Raw genomic sequence first — 22,560 nt, forward strand, 5'->3', positions numbered from 1 at the left:
CGGGGCCCAGGCCGCCGCCCGGGACGCAGCCGGCGGCGCGGCGCAAGCCGGGCGGCCGGAGCACGGCCGCCCGAAAGCATCCTTTACCGATTTGGTCGCCATCGGTACTTCCACGGGCGGTCCCAAGGCGCTGAAAGCTGTACTGGAGAAAATTCCGGGGGATTTTCCGGCACCGATCGTCATCGTGCAGCATATGCCGCCGAATTTCACCAAATCGTTGGCCCAGCGACTGAACAGCTTAAGCGAGCTGAACGTCGTTGAGGCGGAGGAAGGAGCGGAGTTGCTAAGCGGTACGGCTTACATTGCTCCGGGAGGTTTCCATTTGAACGTCGTGCCTGGCCCAGTCGGCGGTTACCGCGCGCATCTGACGAAGCAGGAGCCCTGCAACGGGCACAGGCCGTCCGTGGACGTCTTGTACGAATCGCTGCTCCCGCTGCAAGCGCTAAAGCGGCATATCGTGCTGCTGACGGGAATGGGCAGCGACGGGGCGAAAGTCATGAAGCGGTTATATGACGCTGGGGTGACTTCCACCATTGCCGAGAGCGAAGAGACCTGCGTCGTGTTCGGAATGCCGCGCTCGGCAATCGAATTGAAATGCGTCAGCCATGTGTTACCGCTATACGAAATCGGCCCCAAGCTTGTACAAGTTGTGAAATAACGGAATCTCTTGGAGGAGGTGCCTCACCATGGACATGAACCAATATTTATCCATGTTTATCGATGAGTCGAACGATCATTTGCAATCATTAAACGAAAAAATGCTGGAGCTGGAGAGCAACCCTGACGATATCAGCATCGTTCAGGTGATCTTCCGCTCGGCGCATACCCTGAAGGGCATGGCGGCGACGATGGGATTCGAGGATTTGTCGTCGCTGACGCACCAGATGGAAAACGTGCTGGATCTGGTGCGGAACGAGAAACTGAAAATGCAAGAGTTTATTTTTGATACGCTGTTCAAAAGCTTGGACGCCCTGCAATCGATGGTTCAGGATATCACGCAAGGCGGGGAAGGGAAAGCGGACGTCAGCGCGATCGTCGCTTCGCTGCAATCAATCGTGCGTGGGGACTTCCAAGGGGGGGGCAATACGCCGGCAAGCCATCCGGCGGCTTCCGGGACCGCAACGTCGGGGACAACGGCCATTCAACTGGACGAATACCAGTATTCCGTGCTGGAGCAATCGATTGCCGAAGGCCATAAAGTGATGTACCTCGACGTGGCCATCCGTGAGGATTGCCAATTGAAGGCTGCTCGAGCCTATCTCGTCTTCGACCTGCTGGAGCGCTACGGGGAAATCGTCAAGTCTTTTCCTTCGGTACAGGACATTGAGCAAGAAAAGTTTGAACGCAGTTTCTCGCTTTATTACATAACCCAAAAAGAAGCTGCCGAAATGCAAAGCATGATCATGAATCTGTCTGAAATCGATTCGGCCCAAGTGGCAGCGCTCGATCATGAAACGTTGGCCCAACTGACGGCTGGAGTGAAGCAAACGGCCGCGACCGCAGCGCCGCCTGCTCCTTCTGTTGACAAATCGGCAGCAGCACCGGCAGACAAGGCGGGCTCGGCCGCCGAGAACAAAAACGGCGCGCGGACCGGAGGCGGAGCACCTTCTCCTTCCCGTACGATTCGGGTCGATATCGACCGACTGGACGTGCTGATGAATTTGCTCAGCGAGCTGCTGATTGACCGTTCGCGCTTGGAGCAGTTGGCGGATGAAGTGAGACGCGCGGATTTGACGGAAACGGTAGAACATATGAGCCGCGTAGGCAGCGATTTGCAAAATATCGTCTTGAAGCTTCGCATGGTGCCGATCGATACCGTATTTAACCGTTTTCCGCGGATGGTTCGCGATTTGGCCAAATCGCTGGATAAAAAAATCGATCTCGTGATCGTTGGTGCGGAAACGGAATTGGACCGTACGGTCATTGACGAAATCGGCGATCCGCTCGTGCATTTGCTGCGCAATGCCGTTGACCATGGAGTAGAATCCACGGCCGAACGTATCGCCGCAGGCAAACCGGAGACGGGAACCGTCCAACTGCGCGCCTTCCACAGCGGCAATCACGTATTTATCGAAATTGAAGATGACGGGCACGGGATTGACCGCCAGAAAATATTGCAGAAAGCCATCAAAAACGGAATCGTCAAAGAAAGCGATGGCGTTTTGATGTCGGATGAGCAGGTGTATATGCTGCTGTTCGCTCCGGGCTTTAGCACGGCGGAGGTTATCTCCGACATTTCCGGCCGCGGCGTCGGACTGGACGTCGTCAAATCCAAAATCGAATCGCTCAGCGGGGTCGTATCCGTCGAATCCAGGCTCGGCTCGGGCACCAAGTTCTCGGTTCAGCTTCCTTTAACCTTGTCGATCATATCGGCGATGCTGATCAAGGTCGGAGCGGAGAAATATGCGATTCCGCTGTCTTCGATCGTCGAAACCGGATTGATCAAACGGGATCAGGTTCGCGAGGTTCACGGATATACGATGGTTCCTTACCGCGATACGCATATTCCGCTGATGTCGCTGGCTAACCTGTTTGACATACCGGGTTTCTCGGAAAGCGAAGAAGAGGAGACGGAAATCGTCGTCATCCGCAAAGGGGACCGAATGGCTGCCCTCACGGTCGAGGATTTCATTGGGCAAAGCGAAATTGTCATCAAGAACCTGGGCAAGTACTTGCCGTCCGTGCAAGGGGTCGCCGGGGCTACGATTTTGGGAGACGGCCAAGTAGCGCTGATCATCGATCCCAATGCTTTCATTAAATAAGGCCAGTTACAAACTCTAGGGAGGGTTTTCACATGGGAGAGGAATTGAAAGTCATCGTTTTTAAGTTGGGGCATGAGGAATACGGCATCGAGGTGGATAAAGTCCAAACGATCGAACGGATGATGCCGATTACCCGCGTACCCAAAACGTTCTCCTTCGTCAAAGGGGTCATCAATCTTCGCGGCGTCGTTATTCCCGTCATTGATTTGCGCGGACGCTTCGGTCTGCCGGAAGCCGAGCATACGGATCAAACCCGGATCATTATCGTCTCCGCCAACGAGATGGAAGTCGGATTTATCGTAGACTCCGCCAACGACGTCATCGATCTGGATTCCGATTTGATCGATTCGCCGCCGGATGTGGTGGGGGGCATCAAAGCAAAATATCTGCATGGGGTGGCCCGGATTTCCGAAGAACGCCTTCTAGTCATGCTGAACCTATCCGAAGTGCTTAGCCGAAAGGAAATTATTCAATTGGAAAGCTTAGAGGGCTGATACTGTGGATGTGTTCAAAGGGTTTGAAGATTTCAAAATGGATATTTTGAAGGAAGTGGGCAATATCGGGGCGGGAAACGCCGCTACGGCGCTCTCCAAATTATTGGACAAGCCGATCGATATGGCGGTTCCTAAAGTCCAAATGCTCCCGTTTGATGCGATCGCGGATCGCGTCGGAGGAGCCGAAAATCTGGTATTGGCCGTATTCTTCCGGGTAGAGGGCGATGCCCCGGGCAACCTGTTTTTCATTCTTAGCCCCGAAGCGGCCAAGAAGCTGCTGCATCGCCTCGCCGGGATCCACGTAGAAAGCGAGGACAGCTTCACGGAGATGGAGTGGTCGGCGCTATCGGAAATCGGCAATATTTTGGCAGGGTCCTATTTATCCTCGCTGGCCGATTTCACTTCGCTTTCGATGTCGCCTACCGTTCCGGCTCTGGCGCTGGATATGGCAGGAGCGATCCTGAGCTACGGACTCCTGCAGTTTGGTGAAATGGGTGATTCCGCCCTGCTGATCGATACCACCTTTATTGAAGGACACCATGAGGTAGAAGGACAGTTTTTCCTCATTCCGGATCCGGATTCATTCGCCAAAATTTTTGCCTCGCTTGGGGTACCGGTCGATTATGATCGATGAACAACGGATTGTTAAGGTAGGCATGGCCGAGTTGAATGTCATTACTCAGCAGGGATTGATACGAACAACTGGGCTGGGCTCATGCGTGGGGTTGACGATGTTTGATCCGCAATTGAAAGTAGCCGGTCTTGCGCATGTCATGCTGCCTTCTTCCGATATCGCCCGGGAAGGGACGCTGAATATCGCTAAATATGCGGACACCGCCATTCCGGCTTTGTACGAGAGATTGCTGGCGATCGGAGCGGCGCCCCGTCGCCTGGTCGCCAAAATGGCCGGCGGATCGCAGATGTTTTCGTTTGCCGGCACCGGAGACTCGATGCGAATCGGTCCAAGGAACGTGGAATCCTGCAAGAGCCAACTGTCCGAATTAGGGATTCCTCTATTGGCCGAAGATACCGGCGGCAACTATGGCCGAACGATTGAGCTGGATAGCGAAACAGGCATATTATATGTTCGAAGCGTACAAATGGGGATAAAGGAATTGTAGCCATGACAGGAAAATTGCGATATTACTTGTTGCTCGGCTTTATCGGTTTTCTGATCACGTTTGCCGCATCGGCGGGGAACAATTTGTTCATGACCAGCTTTATACGCGGTCTGATTTCCTTTGCCGTCTGGTTTGCGCTGGCGTTTGCGGCGGGCTGGATGCTCGGGTTTCTGAGGGAAATGCCGAGCGGGCATACGGCTATCCAGGATGAGGGCCTGCTTGCCGAGCAGGGAAAGGGCGGCAACCTCGATTTGACCACGCCGGAGGAAAGCGAGCAACTAAACGAGTTGCTGAAGCCGTCTCCGGTTTCAACGGAAGAGGATATGCAATTTACGCCTCTAAGTCCGCCTAAATTAGTAAAGACACCTGACGACAAAGATCCTGAAGAACTGGTTAAGGTCATTCGTCACCTGACAGAACAATAAGGAGGGTGAAGGCAATTTGATCGAGCGGAAGGCATCCACTCTGAATTATGCCGAGGTTTGGGAGAAGTGGAAAGAACACGGCGATTTGGAGGCCAAGAAACAACTTATCGAGAAATATCTGCATATTGTCGACTATGTTTCAGGACGTCTCGCCGTCGGCCTGCCCAAAAACGTTTCCAAGGATGATCTCGCCAGCAATGGAGTCATGGGGTTGATCGACGCGGTCGAGAAGTTCGACTACAAGCGGGGGCTTCAGTTTGAAACCTATGCTTCGTGGCGAGTGAGAGGGGCGATTTTGGACGGTTTGCGGCAGGGTGACTGGGTTCCCCGATCCGTGAGAGAGAAAGCCAAAAAAATCGAAGAAGGCTACCAGCAACTGGAGCAGCAATATCTCCGCTCTGTCACGGATTCCGAGATGAGCTCTTATTTAAATATTAGTGAGAAAGAGTTTCAAGGCATGCTCCAGGAAGTGGCCGTCATGACGCTTTGTTCCCTCGAAGATCCGATTCGCGAAGAAGAATCGGAGACTCGTCTCACTTTACTCGTTGACGAAAAGGCAAAAAACCCGGATTATAAAGTCAGGGAGTTTTATTTGCGCGATTCGCTGGCCAAAGGAATCGAGAAATTGACCGAAAAGGAACGCACGGTCGTCTCCCTGCTGTATTACGAGGATTTATCGTTAAGTGAGATCGCCGAGGTGATGTCTCTCTCGCCTTCGCGCATTTCACAGCTTCATTCCAAAGCGATTTTGCGGCTTCGCGGCAGCCTTGAGAAGCAGCGGGATCTGCTGATGCGTGAGGACTGACGGGACTTTTTAACGAGCGGATGGATGAAAGGAGGAACGACTTCGTGGCGCTTCCAGATGATTTAAGGCATGTCCTGAGCGTTACCATTAATGACGATAAGACCGTAGCTTACCTGCAGTTCTTAAAGAAAGAAGACGATTTTTCCTGTACGGCGGACGAACTGATGCTCTATCTTCAAAGCGAGGGCTTGAAATACGGAATTCAGGAGGATATCGTCAAACGTTTTGCGGCTAACCCGAAGGAGTACTTTTTCAGCAAGACACCGGTTGCGATGGGGCTGGAGCCGGTCCACGGGGAAAACGGGATGATTCGCTATGCCATGGCCATCGATGACGATAACCACCATAAGCCGACGGAGTCCGATGACGGCAAGGTTGATTTGAAAGATGTCACCCGGCTGAATAATATCCGGAAAGGCCAAATCATCGCCGAACTCGTCCCCCCTGTGCCGGGGCGTCCCGGAACCGCTGTCACCGGAGAGCAGATTCCCTGCAAAGAGGGAAAGGAAGCTCGATTTAAGATCGGAAAGAACGTCGTCCTCAATCCGGAGCAAACCGCCATGTATGCGGCGATCGACGGTCTTGTGACGCGAACGGACAAAGGCAAACTGAATGTGTTCCCGGTATACGAGATTAACGGGGATGTGGATTACAGTATCGGGAATATCGATTTTGTGGGAACGGTCGTTGTCCGCGGTAATGTACTGACGGGATTCAGAATCAGTGCTGCCGGGGACATTCGCGTTGTTGGCGGGGTTGAAGGAGCCGAGCTGTTTGCGGATGGTTCCATCGAGATTACCGGAGGCATCATCGGTTACAACAAGGGATTGATCAAAGCGGGTCATAACGTCAAAAGCTCCTTCATCCAAGACGGCAACGTTCAGGCGGGAGACGACGTCATCGTTTCGCAGAGCATCATGCATTCCAACATTCGTGCCGGCAGGGACGTGATCTGCAGCGGTGCCAAAGGGTTGATCGTCGGGGGCAACATCCAGGCCGGGGAAAAAGTCACCGCCCGCATTATCGGTAATTCGATGTCGACGACGACCTCCATAGAAGTAGGGGCGCTTCCGGAACTGCGGAACGAACTGCAGGAGCTGCGCCAACAAGTGAAGGACCAGCTCGCCAATATGGACAAGACCGAAAAAGCGCTGACGCTGCTGGACCAGCTGGCTTCGATGGGCAAGCTTCCGCCGGATAAGGTGGAGATGCGTTCTAAATTGAATATGACGAAGAAATCGAACCTGCAAGAGCTTAATTTAATGAAGGAACGGATGCTGTCGATCGAAAAGGCGCTGGAGGATACCGGCAAAGCAAGGGTCGATGTGCTGAAAATGATCTACGGCGGTTCCAAAATTGTCATCGGACGTTATACCAAATACATTAAAGAGCCCATCTCGCGAATGTCTTTTTACTATAGTGAAGGGGATATTTCCATGTCGGCTTACATCTAGAATCGGCACTCACAGGACAAGAGTACGTATTACGTTTATCCATGTCCTTCATTTGGATGAGGTGATCCCATGAATATGAAATCCGTGGAAATGCAAATCGCGGTCCCTCGGACCAGCGAGGCGGGACGTGTTCAACATGATCAGCAGCATCGCCCTCTTATCGATCAAAGTCTTCTGTCGGTACAAACCGTCAAAGGCAGCGAGATAGAGCGCCGGCGCAGTGCCGGAGTAAACGAGAGCGCCCATAATACGACCGTAAGGCGGGAAGGAAATGGTTCCTTCGCCGAGGAGCAGGAACAGCACCACTCCGGAGACAAACCTGGTGAGCAAGAACAGGAACATTTGGCGGAACATCCTTATAAAGGACGGCACATCGACCTCAGTTTGTAATTATATCAAAGGTCAGGATGGGCCGGCTTTTGGTCTCGCAGCAAATTTAACAGCAAAAGGTGAGGATTACATTGTCATTCGGAGATCCTTGGTTCTACATAGTATTGCTGGGAGCGGCGGCTCTGGTGTATGCGCTGCTGCTTCCGGGACGCCAATCCGCGGCGAATTCCAAAACCGATACGGCCAGAGACCTTGAAGCCACCCTGGAGCAGTACATGTCGGAAATCGAAAAAGAAAACGAGGAGCTCATCGCTTTAGTGTCGCAGATGAAGCAAGACTTCTCCACTAAACAGTTGGCCCAGCAGGAGCAGATTACGGAGCTGCGCCAACGTTTGGGGGAAGCGGAGATCTCCGCACGGCAAAGCGAATCCCGTTTGGGAAGCCTGGAAGCATTAATCGGAGAGAAGTCCATGCTGACCGTTGCTGCGGAGCGGGTCTTGCCGACGGATTCAGCCGTAGAGAAGCAAACTGTAGAACCCGAACTCGTTGTTTTGGAGGGGGATCCGCAGCCGACGGAACAGGAGTCTGACCAGGAGCATGTCCGTGACAGATATCCGGAGTTGTTTGAATGGTACGACAAAGGAAAATCGATCGATATGATCGCCAAAGCGGTCGGGCTTCAGCGGGGCGAGGTGCAACTGATTTTGCAGCTGGCCAAGAAGGAGGAGTCCCGATGATGAAAAATCGTCATTTCATGCTGGGCCTCGGCTGCGGACTCATTGCCGGAGCGTTGCTGCTGCAGGTTATGCTGATTGGTCAAGGCAGCGGAAAGGCGTTGTATACCAAGGAGCAGATTCAGCAAGCCGCCGAGCAAGTTGGCCTAAAGGTCGTAGAAGGGGATCAGGAGCTCTTGACGGAACAGGAGTGGCTGGAGCGTTCCGGCCAGGAAACCGGCTTGCCGGATGATGGGGCCGCGGGACAACCGTCAAGCCCGGCTTCCCCGCAGCAGCCGGATAAGCCCAAAACCCCGGACTCTCCGGCCCAACCGGATAACGGGGAGGGGAAACCGATTTCCGATGCCAATACGGGCAAAACGAATTCGCCTCGGGAGCCGGCTGAGCCCCAGCCGGTTGCGGTCGAGTACAAGATCGTCGACGGCACCACGCTGAATGGCGTAGCTGAAGGTTTGCAGCTAGCTGGCGTGATCGCGGATAAAGAAGCTTTTCTAAAAACGGCGGTCGCGAAAAAAATCAACTACAAGGTACGTGCAGGAACGTACACTTTCCGCGAAGGCGAAGATTACGACTCGATCATCTCGAAGATCACGCCGAAAGCGTCGGGAAACTAAAAGAGCACGAGATAAGGCACCTTCAGGCGCCTTTTTTTCATGCCCGCGAAATTGCGCGAAACTTCGGTTGCATCCCCATTTTACTTATGGTATAGTAATTGACGGTGTTATAACGCACGCAGGATGATTTCGTCGAGGGTGCTCACTTCAACAGCAAGCGAGTCTTGGCGGGAAATGAAACCTGCGGAGGAAGCATCACAATAAAACCAAACTTAGGAGGTGCGTGAAGATGGCAGTAATCTCCATGAAACAACTGCTTGAAGCAGGCGTTCACTTCGGTCACCAGACTCGTCGTTGGAACCCGAAAATGGATCGTTATATCTTCACTGAAAGAAACGGCATTTACATTATCGACCTGCAAAAAACGGTCAAGAAAGTGGAAGAGGCTTATAACTTCGTAAAAAGCGTTGCGGAAGAGAATGGAACCGTTCTGTTCGTAGGCACGAAGAAACAAGCTCAAGATTCCGTGAAAGAAGAAGCTGAGCGCGCGGGTCAATTCTACATTAACCAGCGTTGGCTGGGCGGCACGCTAACCAACTTCCAAACGATCCAAAAGCGGATCGACCGCTTGAAACAGCTGGAAACTTGGGAAGAGGACGGCACGTTCACCGTATTGCCGAAGAAAGAAGTTATCATTCTTCGCAAAGAGAAAGAACGTCTTGAGAAATTCCTGGGCGGGATCAAGAACATGAAAGGCCTGCCAAGCGCCTTGTTCATCATCGATCCTCGCAAAGAGCGCATTGCGGTAGCTGAAGCCCGCAAATTGGGTATCCCAATCGTTGGTATCGTTGATACGAACTGCGACCCGGACGAAATCGACTACGTTATTCCAGGCAACGACGACGCGATTCGCGCGGTAAAACTGTTGACCGGTAAAATGGCGGATGCCGTAATCGAAGCGAACCAAGGCGAGCAAACAACGGCTTAATCGCTGCATCCAAGCGTAAAACGATAAATTAAATGAAAAAGGGTGGTTGGTAGGTGTCAAACCTCTCACTGCCCTTTTTTTAAAGGCTTCTTATATTTGATATGGAGGGAATATTAACATGGCTGTAGATGCTAAATCGGTCAAAGAACTACGTGAAAAAACGGGCGCAGGTATGTTGGATTGCAAAAAAGCGCTTGAGGAAGCAAATGGAGACCTGACGAAAGCGGCTGAACTGCTGCGCGAAAAAGGCCTGGCCGCCGCCGCCAACAAAGCGGGCCGTATCGCTACGGAAGGCTTAGTAGAGTCTTACATCCACGCAGGGGGCCGCATCGGTGTTTTGGTTGAGATCAACAGCGAAACGGACTTCGTGGCCAAAAACGAACAATTCAAAGAATTTGCTCGCGATATCGCGATGCACATTGCGGCTATGAGCCCGCGTTACGTTCGCCGCGAAGAAGTGCCAACCGAAGAGCTGGAGAAAGAAAAAGAAATCCTGAAAGCTCAAGCCTTGAATGAAGGAAAACCGGAAAAAATCGTGGAGAAAATGGTCGAAGGCCGCATCGGCAAATACTACGAAGAGTTCTGCTTGATGGAACAAGCTTTCGTTAAAGATCCGGACAAAACGATTTCCCAACTGCTGAGCGAAAAAATCAGCACGATCGGGGAAAACATTAGCATCCGTCGCTTCGTTCGTTACGAGCTGGGCGAAGGCTTGGAGAAAAAAGTAGACAATTTCGTCGAAGAAGTTATGTCTCAAGTGAACAATTAAGCAACAGCATGATATAGATGCAACGAAAGTTGGAACACGCCGTGTTCCTTCTTTTTTAACCTGATGGTCTGTGAATGAGTTCAAGGTGGAGGTATACATTTGGAACAGCCAGTGTTTAAACGTGTTGTCTTAAAGGTCAGCGGCGAGTCATTATCCGGTCAAAACGGATACGGCATCGACGCCGAGACGATCGCATCGATCGCCCAGCAGGTGAAGGAAGTGGTGGAGCTTGGGGTTCAGGTTGCCATCGTTTGCGGCGGCGGCAACATTTGGCGGGGCATTGCGGGCAGCGCCAAGGGCATTGACCGCGCAACCGCGGATTATATGGGAATGCTTGCGACGGTCATGAACTCGCTGGCGCTGCAGGATGCGCTGGAGCAAATCGAGGTGCCTACCCGGGTACAAACCTCGATTGCCATGCAGCAAATCGCCGAACCGTACATACGGCGCCGGGCGATTCGCCACCTGGAGAAAGGCCGGGTCGTGATATTCGCGGCCGGCACGGGCAATCCGTTCTTCTCCACGGATACGACGGCTGCGCTTCGCGCCGCCGAGATCGAAGCTGAGGTCATCCTGATGGCGAAGAATAAAGTCGATGGCGTCTATTCCGCTGATCCGTTCGTCGATCCGAGCGCTGTGAAGTATGAATCCCTCACGTATTTGGAAGTGCTTAACAAAAACCTGGGTGTCATGGACTCGACGGCTTCCTCGCTGTGCATGGACAATGACATTCCGCTGATCGTTTTTGCCATAACCGAACAAGGGAACATTAAGCGCGTCGTTCTCGGTGAGAAAATCGGGACGATCGTCAAAGGGAGTGTAGATTAATGCCGCAAACGATTAAGAAACATGCCGAGGAACGCATGGACAAAGCGATTCAGGCGCTGAAAAGAGATCTTTCGACGCTGCGTGCCGGAAGAGCGACGCCTTCGCTGCTTGATCGCATCCAGGTTGATTATTATGGTTCACCGACGCCGGTAGGCCAGCTGGCCAACATCAACACGCCGGATTCCCGGACGTTGATGATCCAGCCATGGGACAAATCGTCGCTGTCGGACATTGAACGGGCGATTCAAAAATCCGACCTCGGATTGACCCCGGCGAACGACGGGACATCGATTCGCTTGTCGATTCCGGCCTTGACGGAAGAACGCCGGGTCGAGCTCGTGAAGATGACGAAGAAATTCGGCGAAGAAGCGAAGGTGGCGATCCGCAACATTCGACGCGATGCCAACGACGATATCAAGAAGCTGGAGAAAACGGATATTTCCGAAGACGAATCACGCCGGCATCAAGAGGATATCCAGAAAACGACGGATAAGTTTATCGCGGAAGTGGATAAGGTTCTTGCCGCGAAAGAGAAAGAGATTATGGAAGTTTAAGAGACATATTGCGGCCCCTCCTTTTACGGTGGGGTTTTGTCTCTTTTTCATCATCGGCTGGAGGAAAAGGAATGATCAATCAACCCTGGTGGAAAAAAAAGAAGCGTCCAGCATCCGTAAGTTTGTCTCCTGACAACATTCCGAAGCATGTCGCCATCATTATGGACGGCAACGGGCGTTGGGCACGCAGGCTGGGTTTACCGCGCATTGTCGGCCATCGAACGGGGATGAAAGCCGTGAAACGAGCGACGATCGCGGCTGACGAACTTGGCATTTCCGTTTTGACGCTATATGCTTTCTCGACGGAAAATTGGAAACGGCCGAAGGATGAGGTTGATTTTCTAATGTCGCTCCCGCAGGAGTTCTTGGCGATTGAATTGGAAGAATTGATCGAAAAAAACGTGCAGGTACGCATGATGGGACATACGGACGAACTGCCCCGGCATACGATTGCCGCGATGAAAGAAGCTATTGAGCGAACGAAACACAATACCGGCCTGATATTAAACTTTGCCCTGAATTACGGGAGCCGCCGCGAATTAACCGAATGTGTCAAGGATATCGCCCGCCAGGTGCAGGATGGGAAGCTCACGGTCGAGGAGATTACCGCCGACACGATAGAGTCCCGTCTGCTGTCCGCAGGCTTGCCGGAGCCGGATTTGCTGATCCGGACGAGCGGAGAGCTGCGGCTAAGCAATTTCATGCTCTGGCAGACGGCTTATAGCGAACTGTGGTTCACGGAGATCTATTGGCCCGATTTCGGGAAAGAGCATTTAACGGAAGCGGTGGCGGAGTATCAGCGGCGTACGCGGCGGTACGGCGGATTAACCTAGCGATGGAAGGTGTAGACTGGTGAAACAGCGGTTGATTACGGGCATCATCGCCGGCGGCTTTTTCCTCGGAATGTGCTGGTTGGGCGGATTGACCTATCATGTACTTATCTTAATTATGGCTCTGATCGGATACTATGAATTCGTCCGCATGACCAAGCTGCCGGCCTTTGGAGGCACCGCCATTTTGGGCTATTTGGGCGTGTTGTATCTCGCCTTTCCGTGGAAGCTGCTGGATCTCGCAAGGCCGCTGGATGCGACTGCGCTGTTATGGCTATTCATGCTGCTATTTTTAGCCGTCACGGTCATTTCCAAGAATGAGAAGCCGATCGGACAGATGGCGCTTTTGTTTTTGGGCGTCGTTTATATCGGTATTGGATTTGCGTCGATTGCGGAAACGCGCAGCACGCCGGACGGGCATGGTTTGTTTTGGACGTTCCTCTTGTTGTCCGCGATTTGGAGCAGCGACGCCGGCGCTTATTTCACCGGGCGGCGTTTCGGCAAAAACAAGCTTTGGCCGGCAATCAGCCCGAACAAAACCGTGGAAGGCGCGCTGGGCGGCGTCGTGATGGCCGTTGTGGTCTCTATTCTTTTCGCCTTGGCATCAGGCGGATTGTTAACGTTAGGACGAGCCGTTTTGATCGGCATTTCCGCCGCCGTAGTGGGACAGTTCGGCGATTTGATCCAGTCGGCATACAAACGCGTTTACGGGATCAAGGATTCGGGCAAGCTGCTGCCCGGCCACGGAGGGATTCTGGACCGTTGCGATAGTTGGATCGCGGTATTCCCGTTCATACATATCCTGTTCAATGGCTTTTGACGCGATCGCAGGAACAACTACCGAAATTTGATAAACACGAGGTGCGAGATGAAAAAAATAGCGTTGATCGGATCGACCGGATCGATCGGTAAGCAAACGCTGGACGTCGTGCGCGAACACCCTGAGCAGTTTCGGGTCGAAGGGCTTTCCGCGGGAAGCAACATCGAGCTGTTTGCGCAGCAAGTCAACGAGTTTCGGCCCCGAAAGGCCTCGGTAGCCACGAAGGAATTGGCGGACCGGATCAAGCCCCAGCTGCCTGAGGGCGTAGAACTGTTTTACGGCGAGCAAGGGCTTATTGAAGTGGCCGCAGGTACCGCGGCCGATACGGTCGTAACCGCGATCGTGGGCAGCGCAGGGCTTCCGGCGACATTGGCAGCGATCGGGGAAGGCAAGCACATCGCTTTGGCCAACAAGGAGACGCTGGTGACAGCCGGCCATCTGGTGACGGATCTGGCCCGTCAGAAGGGCGTAGCGCTGCTTCCGGTCGACAGCGAGCACTCCGCGATTTTTCAATGCCTGAACGGGGAGCATGCCGACGAAGTGCAGCAGATTACGCTGACCGCTTCGGGGGGATCGTTTCGGGATTTGACTCGCGAGGAGCTGCGGCATGTCACGGTCGAGGATGCCTTAAAGCATCCCAACTGGACGATGGGGGCCAAGGTAACGATCGATTCGGCCACGATGGTCAACAAAGGATTGGAAGTGATCGAGGCCCATTGGCTGTTTGGACTTCCTTTCGAGCAAATCGGGGTTTTGCTGCACCCGGAGAGCATCATCCACTCTTTCGTTGAATATCGTGACGGAAGCGTCATTGCCCAGTTGGGAACACCGGACATGCGCATTCCGATCCAATACGCGCTATCCTATCCGCATCGCTGGACACTGGGGGCGAAACGCTTGTCGCTGGCGGAGGTCGGGAAGCTGCATTTTCGGGAAATGGATTTCGAGCGGTTCCCTTGTTTAAGACTGGCCTTCGAATGTGGTAAAATAGGTGGTACGGCAACCAGTGTGTACAATGCCGCCAACGAAGTAGCCGTCGCCCGCTTTCTGAAAGGCAACATTCCGTTCTTGCAGATCGAGACGATCCTAGAAACGGCCTTGTCCAAGCATGTGGCACAGCCCAAGCCCGATCTGGGTACGATCCGCGAGGCTGACCGCTGGGCAAGGGAGTTGGCCGAAACACTGTAATAAGTGATCAAAAGAGTCAGCTTTTCGGCACCGAGAAGGTTGGATGAAGCTAGGGGCTGAGTAGCGCAGCGTAGGTGAATCCTACGTGAGCAACTGAAATGTTTCCGCAGGAAACATGCTTCGGAAGCATACGCTAGACCCGCTGAATTCAAGATTCGATGTCGAATAAACTTCATTGATTCACTTCGTGATCAAAAGCTGGAGGTGACGGTATTCTCTTGTGCCTGATCGGAGAATATATTAATCTATAGGAACGTTGGACGATCCGTGGCCCAAAGGAGGATGCTTACGCTTGGAAATGCTAAGAATCATATTTTTGACGGTGCTCATGTTTTTCGTCATCGTTACGGTGCATGAATGGGGACATTATTTCTTTGCGAAGCGCGCAGGTATTTTGGTGCGGGAGTTCGCCATCGGTTTTGGACCCAAGCTGTTGTCTTTTAAACGGGACGAAACCCAATTTACCTTGCGTTTGCTTCCCTTCGGCGGATATGCGCGAATGGCGGGCGAAGATCCGGAGCTGATCCAGATCGCCGTCGGACAAACCGTTGCGCTGCGTTTGGACAACGATCAGGTGCGGAAAATTTACCTGGACCGTCTGGACAGCCGTAAAAACGTGATCCGCGGCGAAGTGCAGCATATCGACCTGGAGAATGATCTCGCGGTTCGTCTGGATGTGGATGGCGAGGTGTTGAACTATCGCGTGCATCCGCAAGCGATGATGGTGACTAAGGGCAAAGAAACGCAAATCGCGCCGAAAGACCGGCAGTACGGCAGCAAAACGGTAGGGCAGCGCGCGCTATCGATATTTGCCGGACCGCTGATGAACTTTATTCTTGCGTTCGTGCTGTTCGCGCTGCATACGCAAATGGCGGGAATTCCGCTGGAGCAGCCCAGCCATTTGCAGATCGGCGAGGTCATGGCGGGGATGCCGGCCGAGGAAGTGGGCCTGCGTACCGGCGATATTATCGAAACGATCAATGGTCAACCGGTAGGCACCGATGCGAATAAAATGATCGAAATGATTCAAGCTTCGAAGAATAAACCGATGGAATGGACGGTCAAACGCGGCGAAGAGACGTTATCCGTTACGATTACGCCGCAGGGAGCCGATGACGAGGCTGGCAAAGTAGGGAGTACGATCATTACCTTCTACCCGACGCGCAGCGCTTCGTTCGGCGAAACCTTCCAGGTTGCCGGGCAGGAAATGGTCGGCATGTCCAAAGCCATTTTCCTCGGTTTCCAGCAGCTGATCAACCAATTCTCCATGGATGATTTGGGCGGCCCGGTACGCACGTTTGAAGTGACGGGACAAATCGCCAAGCAGGGGATCGTTCAGTTGACTTATTGGGCAGCGATATTGAGCTTGTATCTGGGGATATTTAACCTGCTGCCGATTCCGGCTTTGGACGGAAGCCGCTTGATTTTCCTGGGCGTGGAAGCCCTGCGCGGCAAGCCGATCGATCCGAACCGCGAAGGCATGGTGCATTTCATCGGTTTTGCGATGTTGTTCCTGCTGATGATCGCGGTGACCTATAACGATATTTTGCGCTTGATCCATGGTTGATCCCTTCGGGGATCGCCGTAACCTTAAGCGCGTAACATTAAACTTGTGTTTTTTTAACGGGAGGACAAAGGTTCATATGGCAAACGAGGAGAAACAATTCGTCACGGAGATTACCCCGCAGGGAGAGGATTTTTCCCGCTGGTACATCGACGTCATCAAAAAAGCGGATCTGATGGATTATTCGCCGGTTCGCGGCTGCATCGTGTTCAAGCCGGACGGCTATGAAATTTGGGAGCATATCCAGGCGGAGCTGGATCGCCGGTTTAAAGAAACCGGCCATCGTAACGCCTATTTCCCGCTGTTTATTCCGGAGAGCTTTTTCCAAAAGGAGAAGGAGCACGTCGAGGGTTTTAACCCGGAGTTGCCGTGGGTAACCGAAGCCGCCGGCGAGAAGCTGGAGGAGCGTCTTGCGATCCGTCCGACGTCCGAAACGATGATCGGGCACATGTACGAGAAATGGATCCAATCCTACCGGGATTTGCCGGTGCTGATCAACCAGTGGGCCAACGTCGTCCGTTGGGAAAAACGCACCCTGCCGTTCCTTCGCACGAGCGAATTCCTGTGGCAGGAAGGCCATACCGCGCATGAAAACGAGCAGGAAGCCCGTGAAGAAACGATGCGAATGCTGGAAATCTACCGCGATTTCGTGGAAAATTACTTGGCGATTCCGGTTATCGTCGGGCAAAAAACGCCTTCCGAGAAATTCGCCGGCGCAGTGGACACGTTTTCCATCGAAGCCATGATGAAGGACGGCCGCGCGGTTCAGGCGGGCACCTCCCATTACCTGGGCACCAACTTCGCTACGGCGTTCGATATCCAATATTTGAACCGCGAGAATGTACGCGAATATGTACATACGACCTCTTGGGGCGTGAGCACCCGGTTGATCGGCTCGCTGATCATGGTCCATGGGGACGACCGGGGGTTGGCGTTGCCGCCGAAGGTGGCGCCGAAGCAGGTCATGATCATTCCGATCGGCCCGCCGAAAACCCGGGATGCGGTTGTGGGCAGAGCGGACGAGCTGTTTGCCGAACTGAAGAAGGCCGGCATCCGCGTAGGCATCGACGACCGTGCTGACCTGCGTCCGGGCTGGAAGTTTAACGAATACGAAATGCGCGGCGTACCGGTCCGTCTGGAGCTCGGGCCTCGCGATATGGAGAATGGCGTTTGCGTCCTTGTCTCGCGCATCAGCGGCGAGAAGAAGGTCGTGGAGCAAGAGTGTCTGGTGGAGGAAGTCCAAACGATGCTGGAGCAGGTTCATCAAGAAATGTACGAGCGGGCGAAAGCGTTCCGCGAGGAGCATTTTTACAGCGTGGATACGCTCGACGAAATGAAAGCCAGCATCGAAGAGAAACGCGGCTTTACCCTGGCCGGCTGGTGCGGTTCGGAAGCCTGCGAACGCCAGGTCAAGGAAGAAACCGGGGCAACCAGCCGAAACATCCCGTTCCATCCGCAATCCACGAAGGAAAAATGCCTTGTATGCGGGGAGAAAGCGAAACATACCGTCGTTTTTGCCAGAGCCTATTAATTCAGTTGACGGACAACGTGCATTTGTCCCGCTGCAACAGGGGAACTAGGAATGCGGGCAAACGGCACAGCCAAAGAGGCTTTCGGCAGTCATCGGCCGGCAGGCTTAAGCGCCCGCCGGCTTACCGCCGAAAGCTTTTTACATGTTTATAAGTCGGATTCCGCACCGAATAGGTTTCAAGGTCAGCGGCGTGATCAAAATTCGACTAGGTTTGGGGGAGAAGACATGACCGAAAGTCAAGACAAGAGAAACCGGCTTGAGCTATTGATGAAGCAAGCGGAGGTTCCCGCTTCGCTGATCGATCCTTACTTTCTCGACGGTCGCATCGAGCGGGTGGAGGTAAGCCGCAGCAATCGGGAATGGAAGATCACCATTCATAAGGAGACGCTGGTACCGGCGCAGGCCTATCGTACTTTTTGCCTCCGGGTCAAAGAGCGTATGGAGCATATCGCCCTGATCTCTTTCGTGTTTACTTACGGCAGCGATCTGTCGGCCAAAGAAATCGTAAGCGAATACTGGATGCTGTTCCTCGAATGGGTGAAGCGGCAAATTCCGTCGGTTAACGGGTGGATGGCCCGGGCGGGCTTTGAGGTGGACGGGGATCTGATTACCGTCACTCTAGGTGACGCCACCGCATTGGAGCTGGCCCGAAAGAAACAGATCGACAAAGCGATCGTGGCCTTTTTCGAGACCTACTTTGCCCTCGCCTTGCGGATCAAACTGCAAACCGGCGAAAATAGCGCCGAAGCTTTCGAAGAGTTCCAGCAGCGGATCGTCGAAGAGGAACGCGAGGTCATCCAGCAAATGATGGAGAGTCAGAGCTTCGAAGCCCCGCCTGAAGAGGTGGACGGCGAGGTCATCAAGCTGCAACTCGGGTACGACATCAAGGAACAGCCGTTACCGATTCAGGAAATCCAGGATGAAGAGAAGAAAATCACCATTCAAGGTACGATCTTCGGCTTGGACCGCAAAGAGCTGCGCAACGGGAATACGTTGTTTATGTTTTATCTGACCGACTTTACCGATTCCCTGCAAATGAAATTGTTCGCCAAGAACAAAGAAGATTTGAAAGTAATGAACCAATTGGCGAACGGCAAATGGATCAAAGCCCGCGGTAAAGTGGAGATGGACCGCTTCATGCAAATTCCCGAACTGGTGATGATTCCATCGGATTTGAACGAGATATCCGCGCCTCCGGGACGTAAGGATAACGCTGCCGAGAAGCGGGTCGAATTCCATTTGCACACCACCATGAGTACGATGGACGCGGTGACGCCGATCGGCGATTACGTGAAGCTGGCGGCCAAATGGGGCCATAAAGCGATTGCCGTCACCGACCACGGGGGCGTGCAGTGCTACCCGGATGCGGCCAAAGCGGCCAAAAAGAATGGGATCAAAATGATCTACGGCGTCGAAGCGAACGTCGTCAACGATAATGTGGCCGTCGTGTTGAATCCGCGCGGCGACGATCTGAAAACCACGACGTATATCGTATTCGATATTGAAACTACCGGCCTGTCCGTCACGCAGAATAGAATCATCGAAATCGCGGCCGTGAAAATGCAAGAAGGCAAAGAGGTCGACAGATACGCAACGTTCGTAAACCCGCATGAACGGATTCCTTATAACATTCAGCAGTTGACCAACATTAACGATGACATGGTGAAGGATGCGCCCGATGTCGAGCCGGTGCTGAGGCGGTTTATCGAGTTTGCCGGAGATGCGGTGCTGGTTGCCCATAACGCCCGGTTTGACGTGGACTTCGTCAACGCCAAGCTGAAAGAGCTGGGAGTGCCGGCGATGGAGAATCCGGTACTGGATACGCTGGAATTGGCCCGGATGCTGTTTCCTACGATGAAAAATCACCGGCTGAATACGTTAGCCGCCAAATACAAGGTTTCGCTTGAAAATCACCACCGGGCAATCGACGATACGCTCGCGCTCGGAGAAATCTTGAACGGCCTCATTGAGGATGCGATCAAAATCGAGGGGTACACCACGCTCGACCGGCTGAATGCCAAGGTCGGCAAGGACTTATCCAACTCGCGTCCGTTCCATTGCGGCATCTACGCGCTCAACCCGGTCGGCAAGAAAAATTTGTTCAAGCTGGTTTCGATGTCCCATACCGAGTATTTCAAGCGGGTGCCGTGCATCCCGAAATCCAAGCTGGTGGAGATGCGCGAAGGCTTGCTGATCATGTCCGGATGCGAGAAGGGCGAGTTTTTTGAAGCCGTCTTGAACAAATCGGTGGAGGAAGCCGAAGCGGTCGCGGAATTTTACGACATTCTCGAAATTCAACCTTTGACGATGTACATGCATTTGGTGGAAAAAGGGTTGGTCGGCAGCCCCGCCGAGCTGGAAACCGCCGTCCGCAAAATCGTCGAGATCGGTATGAAGCTGGACAAGCCCGTCGTGGCTACGGGTAACGTGCATTACCTGGATCCGAAGGACAAACTGTTCCGCGACATTACGATTCATGGCATTACCGGGTTCAGCCCGTTAAAAGATATCCGCAAACCGGATGCCCACTTCCGGACGACCGATGAAATGCTGGAGGAGTTCGCTTTTCTCGGCAAAGACAAAGCGTTTGAAGTGGTTGTCGCGAATACGACGATGTTGGCGGAACGGTTCGAGGAGCTGGAGCTGTTCCCGGATAAGCTGTTTACGCCGATCATCGAAGGGGCGGACGAGGAAATTCGCCGGACCTGCTACGATACGGCCAAATCGATTTATGGCGAGGAATTGCCGGACGTTATCATCAAGCGCCTGGAAAAGGAACTGGAGCCGATCATCAAATACGGGTTCTCGGCCAACTATCTAATTTCCGAAAGACTGGTCAAGAAATCGAATCAGGACGGTTATCTCGTAGGCTCGCGGGGTTCGGTCGGATCGTCAGTCGTGGCTTTGTTTCTGGGGATTTCCGAGGTAAATCCGCTTCCGGCTCATTATATCTGCTTGAACTCGGAGTGCAGGCACAGTGAGTGGTTTCTGGACGGAAGCGTGCCCAGCGGTTTCGACTTGCCCGATAAAGTCTGCCCGGACTGCGGCGGCAATCTTAAGGGCGAGGGACAGGACATTCCGTTCGAAACGTTCCTGGGCTTCAAAGGCGATAAGGTTCCCGATATCGACTTGAACTTCTCCGGCGAATACCAACCCGTAGCCCATAACTACACCAAGGTGTTGTTCGGGGAGAAAAACGTATTCCGGGCGGGCACGATCGGCACGGTCGCGGAGAAGACGGCGTTCGGATTCGCCAAGAAATACGAGGAAGAGCATAACAAGCATTGGCGCGGCGCCGAGTTGAACCGTCTGGCGGCGGGATGCACCGGCGTGAAGCGCAGCACCGGACAGCATCCGGGCGGGATCGTCGTCGTTCCCGACTATATCGAGGTTGAGGATATCACCCCGGTGCAGTTCCCGGCCGACGATACGGAAGCGGAATGGAAAACGACGCATTTCGATTATCACGCCTTTGACGCGAACCTGCTCAAGCTTGATATTCTCGGACACGATGATCCGACGATGATGCGGATGCTGCAGGATTTGACGGGCGTAGATCCGACGACCATTCCGATGAACGATCCGAAGGTTATGAGCATGTTCAATTCCACGGAATCGCTGGGAGTTGCGGCGGAACAGATCCGAACGCCGGTCGCTACCTACGGCATCCCGGAGATGGGGACCAAATTCGTCCGCCAGATGCTGGTGGAATCGCAGCCCTCCTCGTTTGCCGACTTGCTGCAAATTTCCGGGCTGTCGCACGGTACCGGCGTATGGCTGGGCAATGCGCAGGATTTGATCAAGAACGGCACCTGCAACATCAAAACGGTCATCGGCTGTCGTGACGATATCATGTTGTTCCTGATTTACAAAGCGGGCATGGACGCCGGCCTGGCCTTTAAAATTACGGAAAGCGTCCGTAAAGGGAAAGGGCTGACGCCGGAATGGATCGAGGAGATGAAGAAATGCAAGGTGCCGCAGTGGTACATCGATTCCTGCCTGAAGATCCAGTACATGTTCCCGAAGGCGCACGCCGCCGCTTACGTCATTTCCGCGGTACGGACCGCTTACTTCAAGCTTTATTATCCGATCGAATACTATGCGACGTATTTCTCGGTCCGCGGCGAAGACTTCGATATCGAGCTTTGCTGCCAAGGCTACGAGGCGATTTACCGCAAAATCGAGGAGATCGAGCAGAAGGGCTTCCAAGCGCTGCCGAAGGAAAAAAACATGCTGCCGATCCTGGAGATGGCCCTTGAAATGACCGCCCGCGGCTTCCATTTCAAGAACATTGATTTGTATCGTTCTGATGCCACCAAATTCACCGTTGACGGCGATTCGCTGATCCCTCCGTTCTCCGCTCTGGCCGGGATCGGGGAGAACGCCGCCAAGAACATTGCAGCGGCAAAAGAGCAAGGCGAGTTCCTCTCGATCGAGGATTTCCAGCAGAAATCCAAAGCGAGCAAGACCGTAGTCGAACTGCTCGGCTCCTTGGGCTGTTTCCGCGGTTTGCCGGAAAGCAACCAACTGTCGTTGTTTTAAAGCTGGAACTACTGTTTCAGAAGGTTCAAAAAGGCAGGTTTGGAGCACTGAGAAGGTTGGATGAAGCTAGGGACGTCAGCGTAGCTGATGGTTACGTGAGCAACGGAAGTCCCGGCTGAATTCAAGATTGGATGTCGAATAAGCCCACTGTTCTTGCTTCGTGATCCGAAGATGACTTTTTGAACTTCCGTTTCAATGAAAGTTCAAAAAGGCAGGTTTGGAGCACCGAGAAGGTTGGATGAAGCTAGGGAGTGAGTGGCGGAGCGT

Annotated in this window: 21 protein-coding genes; all 21 read left to right on the forward strand. The window is 53.4% G+C overall.

The genetic code is table 11. The annotated features are described in order from the left end of the window. Positions 1-658 (forward strand): CheB methylesterase domain-containing protein (locus tag ACQ4N8_RS10010; RefSeq protein ID WP_430704213.1); only part of this gene is annotated, 658 nt, incomplete at its 5' end. Between the two features lie 28 nt (positions 659-686). Then, positions 687-2,762, forward strand: a complete 2,076-nt coding sequence (locus ACQ4N8_RS10015; RefSeq protein WP_430704214.1) for a chemotaxis protein CheW — start codon at positions 687-689, stop codon at positions 2,760-2,762. 32 nt (positions 2,763-2,794) lie between these two features. Continuing rightward, the gene (locus ACQ4N8_RS10020; RefSeq protein WP_430704215.1) at positions 2,795-3,256 is read left to right on the forward strand and encodes a chemotaxis protein CheW; all 462 of its coding nucleotides are present in this window, start codon (positions 2,795-2,797) and stop codon (positions 3,254-3,256) included. A gap of 37 nt (positions 3,257-3,293) precedes the next feature. Next, positions 3,294-3,890 carry a chemotaxis protein CheC gene (locus ACQ4N8_RS10025; RefSeq protein ID WP_430704316.1) on the forward strand — a complete coding sequence of 199 codons (597 nt, stop codon included), beginning with the start codon at positions 3,294-3,296 and terminating at the stop codon, positions 3,888-3,890. Continuing rightward, a complete protein-coding gene (locus ACQ4N8_RS10030) occupies positions 3,880-4,377 on the forward strand; it encodes a chemotaxis protein CheD (protein ID WP_430704216.1) in 498 nt (165 codons plus the stop codon). Before ACQ4N8_RS10025 ends, ACQ4N8_RS10030 begins: the two co-directional genes overlap by 11 nt. Positions 4,378-4,379: 2 nt before the next feature. Then, positions 4,380-4,802: a hypothetical protein gene (locus tag ACQ4N8_RS10035; RefSeq protein WP_430704217.1), complete on the forward strand. Its 423-nt coding sequence runs from the start codon at positions 4,380-4,382 to the stop codon at positions 4,800-4,802. 16 nt (positions 4,803-4,818) lie between these two features. After that, positions 4,819-5,607, forward strand: a complete 789-nt coding sequence (locus ACQ4N8_RS10040; protein WP_430704218.1) for a FliA/WhiG family RNA polymerase sigma factor — start codon at positions 4,819-4,821, stop codon at positions 5,605-5,607. A gap of 20 nt (positions 5,608-5,627) precedes the next feature. Further along, positions 5,628-7,061: a DUF342 domain-containing protein gene (locus tag ACQ4N8_RS10045; protein ID WP_430704219.1), complete on the forward strand. Its 1,434-nt coding sequence runs from the start codon at positions 5,628-5,630 to the stop codon at positions 7,059-7,061. 69 nt (positions 7,062-7,130) lie between these two features. Next, a complete protein-coding gene (locus ACQ4N8_RS10050; protein WP_430704220.1) occupies positions 7,131-7,451 on the forward strand; it encodes a hypothetical protein in 321 nt (106 codons plus the stop codon). 71 nt (positions 7,452-7,522) lie between these two features. Continuing rightward, entirely contained in the window at positions 7,523-8,128 is a 606-nt protein-coding gene (locus ACQ4N8_RS10055; RefSeq protein ID WP_430704221.1) for a hypothetical protein, read from the forward strand. Next, the gene (locus ACQ4N8_RS10060; RefSeq protein WP_430704222.1) at positions 8,125-8,739 is read left to right on the forward strand and encodes a hypothetical protein; all 615 of its coding nucleotides are present in this window, start codon (positions 8,125-8,127) and stop codon (positions 8,737-8,739) included. The genes ACQ4N8_RS10055 and ACQ4N8_RS10060 overlap by 4 nt, the downstream gene beginning before the upstream one ends. A 229-nt stretch (positions 8,740-8,968) precedes the next feature. Further along, on the forward strand, positions 8,969-9,667 hold the full coding sequence (rpsB, locus tag ACQ4N8_RS10065; RefSeq protein ID WP_430704223.1) for a 30S ribosomal protein S2: 699 nt from the start codon (positions 8,969-8,971) through the stop codon (positions 9,665-9,667). Between the two features lie 118 nt (positions 9,668-9,785). Next, a complete protein-coding gene (tsf, locus tag ACQ4N8_RS10070; protein ID WP_430704224.1) occupies positions 9,786-10,436 on the forward strand; it encodes a translation elongation factor Ts in 651 nt (216 codons plus the stop codon). 99 nt (positions 10,437-10,535) lie between these two features. Beyond that, positions 10,536-11,264, forward strand: coding sequence for a UMP kinase (gene pyrH, locus ACQ4N8_RS10075; RefSeq protein ID WP_430704225.1), 729 nt, complete (start codon positions 10,536-10,538; stop codon positions 11,262-11,264). Then, positions 11,264-11,818, forward strand: coding sequence for a ribosome recycling factor (gene frr / locus ACQ4N8_RS10080; RefSeq protein ID WP_430704226.1), 555 nt, complete (start codon positions 11,264-11,266; stop codon positions 11,816-11,818). The genes pyrH and frr overlap by 1 nt, the downstream gene beginning before the upstream one ends. Before the next feature lie 71 nt (positions 11,819-11,889). After that, positions 11,890-12,651: an isoprenyl transferase gene (locus tag ACQ4N8_RS10085; RefSeq protein ID WP_430704227.1), complete on the forward strand. Its 762-nt coding sequence runs from the start codon at positions 11,890-11,892 to the stop codon at positions 12,649-12,651. A gap of 19 nt (positions 12,652-12,670) precedes the next feature. Further along, positions 12,671-13,468, forward strand: coding sequence for a phosphatidate cytidylyltransferase (locus ACQ4N8_RS10090; RefSeq protein ID WP_430704228.1), 798 nt, complete (start codon positions 12,671-12,673; stop codon positions 13,466-13,468). A 48-nt stretch (positions 13,469-13,516) separates the two neighbouring features. Further along, positions 13,517-14,656: a 1-deoxy-D-xylulose-5-phosphate reductoisomerase gene (locus tag ACQ4N8_RS10095; protein ID WP_430704229.1), complete on the forward strand. Its 1,140-nt coding sequence runs from the start codon at positions 13,517-13,519 to the stop codon at positions 14,654-14,656. A 292-nt stretch (positions 14,657-14,948) separates the two neighbouring features. After that, a complete protein-coding gene (rseP, locus tag ACQ4N8_RS10100; protein ID WP_430704230.1) occupies positions 14,949-16,223 on the forward strand; it encodes an RIP metalloprotease RseP in 1,275 nt (424 codons plus the stop codon). Between the two features lie 76 nt (positions 16,224-16,299). Continuing rightward, a complete protein-coding gene (proS, locus tag ACQ4N8_RS10105; RefSeq protein WP_430704231.1) occupies positions 16,300-17,751 on the forward strand; it encodes a proline--tRNA ligase in 1,452 nt (483 codons plus the stop codon). 225 nt (positions 17,752-17,976) lie between these two features. Further along, positions 17,977-22,293 carry a PolC-type DNA polymerase III gene (locus ACQ4N8_RS10110; protein WP_430704232.1) on the forward strand — a complete coding sequence of 1,439 codons (4,317 nt, stop codon included), beginning with the start codon at positions 17,977-17,979 and terminating at the stop codon, positions 22,291-22,293. Positions 22,294-22,560: the final 267 nt, after the last annotated feature.

Origin of the sequence: Paenibacillus macerans, from assembly GCF_050565405.1 — a bacterium.
In the GTDB taxonomy this organism is placed as follows: Bacteria; Bacillota; Bacilli; order Paenibacillales; family Paenibacillaceae; genus Fontibacillus; species Fontibacillus macerans_B.